The following is a 6393-nucleotide window of genomic DNA, read 5'->3' on the forward strand; positions in this document are numbered from 1 at the left end:
ATTCGAAACGAAGTAGATAAAAAGCTGTTCCAAGCTCGAGTTACGAGTTTGGAACAGCTTTTGTCTACAGTCTGAAACCATCGTCATCGATGGTTTCCTTTTTGTGTACCTATAAAATAGAAAAGTCTCATTGTTTTGTGATATAGGGGGTATGAGCCAAGCGTTCATCTTCATTCATTAAATAGATCGATAGCTGAAATTGTTTTGCTAGTTGACTGCATAAAGGCAGAAGGGCTTGGATGTCGGCGGTATGTAAATTTTTTGAAAGAGTCTCTAAAACTATGACCGGTTTTTCCAATAAAAGTGCCAGTAACAATTGTACTTTAACTTCTTCTAAAGAAGTGAGTTCATCTAAGGATCTTTTCAAAAAAGTCGGTTCTAAATGAACGGCAGTTAACAGCTCTTCCAAAGGTTTTTCTTTTTTATTGGCTAAGGAAAGATTATCTTTCAATGATAGAAAGGGGACATACTGCCATTTTGGCTCGATGGTAACCGCTTGGTTAGTTTGCAGAAAGTGTGCCAACGTCTCTTTCGCAGCAAGGTCATTGGCTGCAAGATAGAAAAGACCTGGGATGTTTAGTTGATTTTTTGGTTTTTCCATTGCTGATTCCTCCAATAAAAACAGTGGCTGGTGACGACGACTAACGTAATGATTGAGACTGAACCAACGAGTAGGACAAAGGTTTGGCGTAAACTTTTTAGAATCATTGACAACCATTCATTGCTGTTCAATTCAACATTCTGAATGAATGCTTGGCTTGTTTGTGGAATCGTAATGCCGAAATCCGCTGTTGTTTGGCTATTGACCGACTGCCAAATCTGCAAGGAGGCATCTTCTCTGTCGAAAGTTGTGATATGACTGGTAATCATTTCTCGTTGAAAGAAAGGCTGAAATAGAATCAGCAATGCAAAGACGAGGACGATGATTGCAAGCAGTGGCAGGAGGACTTCCAAGAGCTGCATTCCTACCCATTGCCGCGAGGAAGCTCCGCTCATCAGCCATGCCTGAAATTCCTTTCTTTTCATTCGTTGGTAAAAAATAATGAAACCTGTGAAAACCAATAGGAAACTGATGAAGATCAACAGAAAAAGATTCTGATAAATAGATGCAATCGTTTGGATCTCTTGTGCGATTTTTGCCGGCATTTCTTCGCCAATCAAATAATCTTTGGCTTGTGTAAATAATTGGTTCAATGAGTGGAGCAGAGTATCACTAATGATTAAACCAATCACGGCAAAAAAGGTCAACAATCCATAGAGGATCAATGCTTTTTTATGATAATGAATGCTGGCTACAGCAAAACGAAAAGTTTTCATTCAATTCACCTCATTCTACTATCTAGTATAAAAGGGGAGTTTGAATAAAGTATGAAGTTCTTGTACAAAAAAAAGAAAGTCAGCGGAGACTTCTTGATTTTTTGTGCAAAAAAGTACCGCGAGCGATCAAACGCTAGCGGTACTTTTGATTGAAGCTTATTTATCGGTCTCTTTGACCATTTCTTCGTATTCTTTATAGGTCTTCGTATGATACAAATCGACGGTCGATTTCTCACCATTTTTTGAGAAGACACTCGTTGAATCGGCACCGAGTTCTTTTTCTTTGGCACTCAATTTTTGTAAGGAATTTTTGTAATCATAGTTATCTGGATCGACTTCTTTCAATCCGCTTTTCGCATAGAAGCGCAACAGATCTCCATTATTAATTTGATCAGAGACCGACAGTTGTTTATCAACTTTGGCTTTCCATTCATCCACTTGCTTTTGTAAGCTTGCAGAAGGACTTGGGATCGCCATGCCAGTACTGTTACTGTAAAGGACGCCTCCGTAATAAGTATACTCTGGTGTAACAAAGTCACCGTCTCTAAATGCAACGAGCTGTTCGTTTTGTTTCGAGAACAAATCTTGACCTAATTGGATATATTTCGAAGTATCTACACCTAACAGATGAAGTAAGGTTGGTAAAGCATCCACTTGACCACCGTACGTATGATTGATTCCGCCCTTCGATTGTCCAGGAATATGGATCATGTAAGGGACACGCTGTAAGGCTGCATTATCAAAATTAGACCAGCTAGCGCTATCTTTACCAAGCAATTCTGCTAAGTTTTTGTTTCGCGAATTTGAAATACCGTAGTGGTCACCGTATAAGACGATCACAGAATTATCATACAAACCAGATTCTTTCAAGTAGTTGAAGAATTCTTCAACTGCTCGATCCAAGTAGTTGGCAGTAGCAAAGTACCCGTTGATCGTTTCATCAGAAGTTGTTGCTAACGGGAAGCCACCTTCATCATTGGTAAATTCAGAGTATGGGTAGTGATTAGAGACAGCAATAAATTTGGCGTAAAATGGTTGTTGCAACCGTTCCAAGTATTGCGCTGATTGTTCAAAAAACGGTTTGTCATGCAACCCATATTGGAATGAGTTATCTTCGTTGACATCATAGTAAGAAGCGTCGAAGAAGTAATCATAGCCAAAGCGTTTGTAAGTCTCGTTTCGGTTCCAGAAGGTACCAGTGTTTCCGTGAAAAACGGCTGATGTGTAGCCTTGTGTTTGTCCTAAAATATCTGGTGCTGCTTCAAAGGTATTCTTCCCGCCAAGTTGCGTGAAGAGAGCCCCTTGATTCAAACCAAAGAGTGAATTCTCAAAAAGTGTTTCCGCGTCACTGGTTTTTCCAGCTTTGACTTGATGGAAGAAATTATCAAAGCTAAATGTGCTTTTACTATGATACAAACGATTAATGAATGGCATCACTTCATGTTCTACGCCATTCTCATCTTTTAATTTATAATCGATCAGAAATTGTTGTGTACTTTCTAAATGGACATAAATGACATTTTTTCCTTTAGCGATCCCGAACATGTCGTCATTAGGTTCTGCATAATGCTGCTTGACATAACTTTCGACTTCGTTCATATCATTGGGACTAGCTTCTGCTCGAACTTGAGAAGCTTGATACGTCTGCACACCATCATAAACAGTAAATGCATTGATCCCTAAATATTTGACCAGGTAATCACGAGAAAAAGTTCTAGTCAATAATTCTGGACGATCTGCTTCGGCTAAGAATAAATTTCCTGAGAAGATCATTACTGCCAATGTTGAAATAGCAAAAGCCATCCGAGCTTTAACGGGACGCTGATCCATTTTGATTTTCTTCATAACGAGAGCGGCAATCAAAATGACGAAGTCCACGAAGTACAATAAATCGTAAGGTCTGAAAAGACGAATCGCACTTTCTCCCAGACCACTAGCAACTTTTCCGGCACCAAGCATCGTATTGATGGTAATGAAATCCGTGAACTCTCGATAATAACTGACATTTGAGAACAGTAGCAGTGTCATCAAGAAATAGATGGCGATCATGGTGATATAGGCTGCTTTTGTTCGTCTCACATACAGTGCGATCGAAAGTAAAAATAAAGTTGTTGCGATTGGATTGATAAATAAGATGAAGTATTGCACAGTGCTTTCAATCCCAAGGTGGAAGTCCACCAAATAAGCAAAGATATTTTTTAACCAAAATAATAGGGCCAATATGAAAAAAAAGCCCATTCTTGTATTCACAAAAGTGGATACTCTATTTTTTTTCAAGGGAATCTTCCTCTCTCTTTCCAGCTTAAACGAATAAGATTCGAATTTACATCATCCTATATTCTACTAGTCCATCGAAACAGTGTCAATCGAATTCCCTGTCGTGGTGCGGAATTAAGTATTTCTTTACTTTCAAGAATACAGACAAAGAAACAGGTTTTTGCTATACTTATCAATAGAATGAATGGAGCAGATAAACGATGAAAATGAATTTAAGCAAAAAAGGAATCAAAAAAATCCATAAAAAAAACCCATTGATCCAAGAAGATGATCTCCTGCAAGTCAAAGATACACAGGATTGGGTCTCTTTTGTCGATTCGCAAGGGAAAATTGTCGGAACCGGCTATTTAGGGAAACAGAATAAAGGCATCGGCTGGGTATTGGCTTTTGAAGATCGTCCGATCAACAAGGACTTTTTTGAAGCAGCTTTTGCAAAAGCCAAAGCCAAAAGAAGTGCTTACTATGCCAGCGAAGAAACAGATGCTTTTCGTATCGTTAATGGAGAAGGTGACCACTTAGGTGGATTAACGATTGATCTCTATCGAGAATTTGCCGTATTTTCTTGGTATAACGAAACATTGTACCAAAATAAATCTCTATTGATCCAAGCGTTCCAACAAGTTTTTCCAGAAGTCAAAGGAGCGGTTGAAAAAATCCGCTTTGACTCTGATCTGCCAGAATCAGCAGCCGTCTATGGAGAGGAGGCGCCCGAACCGCTGATTGTGAAAGAAAATGGCGTTCACTATGCTACCTATCTTAATGAGGGACTGATGACCGGGATTTTCCTTGATCAAAAGGAAGTACGCGGACAACTCGCCGAAGGGCTGTCAGCAGGCATGACAGTGCTCAATATGTTTAGTTATACCGGTGCTTTTTCTGTTGCAGCTGCGATGGGCGGTGCGACAAAGACAACGAGTGTTGATCTTGCCAAGCGCAGTTTGGAGAAGACCAAAGAGCAGTTTGCAATCAATGGCTTTGATCCAGAAAAACAGAAGATTCATGTGATGGATGTTTTTGGCTATTTTAAGTATGCTAAGAAAAAAGAGCTGACCTTTGATATGATCATTTTAGATCCGCCTAGTTTTGCCCGCAACAAGAAAAAAGTCTTTTCTGTCGCAAAAAATTATGGTGAACTGGTTACGGATAGTTTGGCGATTATGAACGAGGAAGGCTTGTTGATTGCTTCCACGAATGCTGCCAACCTTTCCCAAAAGAAGTTTCAACAAATGATCGAAGAAGCAATGGATCAGGCACAAGTCACATATCAATGTATACAAGAATATCGACTACCAAGTGATTTTGCAGTTGATCCTAACTTTTTAGAAGGGAATTACTTAAAAGTATTCTTTTACCAAATCAAAAAGGAGTGAGACGGATGGTTCAAGTAAAGTCAATCGAGTTGGATGGCAAGCACCCGCGCATTTGTGTGCCGCTGACCGGAACAACTAATGAGGAGATTATCAAGCAAGCCCTAGCCGCAGAAACTTCGGATGCAGAGATCATTGAGTGGCGGGCTGATTATTATAAAAAAGTCGATAGTTTATCCGACGTTCTGGATGTACTTTCTCACGTTCGGACCACTCTAAAATCAAAAGTTTTTCTGTTTACGTTTCGAACCATCGAAGAAGGGGGACAAATCTCTTTCACTTTGACACAATATAAACATTTATGTCTAGGCGTTGCAGAATCTGGATTGATCGATATGATTGATATAGAACTGGAAAAAGCTGAGTTTTTAGGCAGAAACTTTATTCAGAAAATCAAAGAACATCAAGTGAAATTGGTGTTAAGTAGTCACGATTTCGACAAAACACCAGAAGATGCTGTGTTGATCTTAAAAATCGGGATTATGAATCAATTTGGCGCTGATATCGGAAAACTAGCAATGATGCCTCACAATGTGCAGGACGTTTTGCGTTTGATGGGCATTATCAATAAAGCGCGGGGATTCAATCAATTACCTTTAGCAGTCATGTCAATGGGAAATCTAGGCAAAATCAGCCGCGTCAGTGGTAGTCTGATCGATTCAGTCATGACTTTTGCTGCGCTGGATCAAGCTTCTGCCCCTGGTCAGATTCCAGTGGAGCGGATGAAAGATTATTTAGCTGAGTTTTCAATCGAAACAATGAAAAATTAAACAATCGGGAACATAAACAGAAAAAAATGGGACAGACTAGTCCTATAGTTTCGAGCAGTCTTAAATGAGACTCTTAAAATTGAAGTTGTAAAGAAAGAACCAGAAGTTTGGATAAATGAGGAATGCGTCATGGCAAAAGTAAAAAAAACAAATGCGATTCGGATGGTAGAACAAAAGAAACTCTCCTATCAGGAATATACGTACGAATGGTCAGAAGATCATTTGGATGCAGGGTCTGTTGCTCAGCAAATCGCTCATCCAGAAGCCATCTATAAAACGCTGGTAGCAGTTGGCAATAAAACGGGTCCCATCGTCGCAGTCATCCCTGGAGATCACGAATTAGATTTGAAGAAAATTGCTAAAGCCAGCGGCAACAAAAAAGTAGAAATGTTGCACTTAAGAGACCTAGAAGAGACCACAGGGTATATTCGCGGTGGATGTTCACCGATCGGCATGAAGAAACTCTTTCCAACCTATATTGATGAAAGTGCGCGACATTTGGAAGAAATCATCATCTCAGCAGGAAAGCGTGGTTTACAAATAGGACTGTCTCCAACAGATTTGAGCAAATTAGTCCGCGGACAGTTTGTCTCGCTGACTGCTATTTCTGAAGTTGGCTAAACAGGAACAGACAAAACAACAGAGCCGCTGCCTTGTAGTAG

6 protein-coding genes are annotated in these 6393 nt (G+C 39.8%); 3 read left to right on the plus strand and 3 right to left on the minus strand.

Going from position 1 to position 6393, the window contains the following annotated elements; all coding sequences use genetic code 11:
* Positions 1-127: 127 nt before the first annotated feature.
* From AB5Z52_RS15455 to AB5Z52_RS15465, 3 genes are all read right to left on the minus strand, one after another.
* On the minus strand, positions 128-601 hold the full coding sequence (locus AB5Z52_RS15455) for a hypothetical protein (protein WP_021149538.1): 474 nt from the start codon (positions 599-601) through the stop codon (positions 128-130).
* Complete coding sequence (locus AB5Z52_RS15460) at positions 577-1317, minus strand: hypothetical protein (protein WP_123866918.1); 741 nt, start codon at positions 1315-1317, stop codon at positions 577-579. The genes AB5Z52_RS15455 and AB5Z52_RS15460 overlap by 25 nt, the downstream gene beginning before the upstream one ends.
* A gap of 156 nt (positions 1318-1473) precedes the next feature.
* On the minus strand, positions 1474-3555 hold the full coding sequence (locus tag AB5Z52_RS15465; protein WP_096710962.1) for an LTA synthase family protein: 2082 nt from the start codon (positions 3553-3555) through the stop codon (positions 1474-1476).
* A gap of 239 nt (positions 3556-3794) precedes the next feature.
* On the opposite strand from AB5Z52_RS15465, the gene AB5Z52_RS15470 reads away from it, so the two are divergent.
* The 3 genes from AB5Z52_RS15470 (at position 3795) to ybaK (ending at position 6352) form a co-directional block, all read left to right on the plus strand.
* A complete protein-coding gene (locus AB5Z52_RS15470) occupies positions 3795-4964 on the plus strand; it encodes a class I SAM-dependent rRNA methyltransferase (RefSeq protein WP_368243864.1) in 1170 nt (389 codons plus the stop codon).
* 5 nt (positions 4965-4969) lie between these two features.
* The gene (aroD, locus tag AB5Z52_RS15475; RefSeq protein ID WP_003127834.1) at positions 4970-5731 is read left to right on the plus strand and encodes a type I 3-dehydroquinate dehydratase; all 762 of its coding nucleotides are present in this window, start codon (positions 4970-4972) and stop codon (positions 5729-5731) included.
* Positions 5732-5860: 129 nt separating this feature from the next.
* Positions 5861-6352, plus strand: a complete 492-nt coding sequence (gene ybaK, locus AB5Z52_RS15480) for a Cys-tRNA(Pro) deacylase (RefSeq protein ID WP_003127835.1) — start codon at positions 5861-5863, stop codon at positions 6350-6352.
* The last annotated feature ends 41 nt before the right edge of the window (positions 6353-6393 follow it).

Source organism: Enterococcus sp. RTP21361st1_A6_RTP21361_211029, assembly GCF_040910045.1.
Classification (GTDB): domain Bacteria; phylum Bacillota; class Bacilli; order Lactobacillales; family Enterococcaceae; genus Enterococcus_D; species Enterococcus_D gallinarum.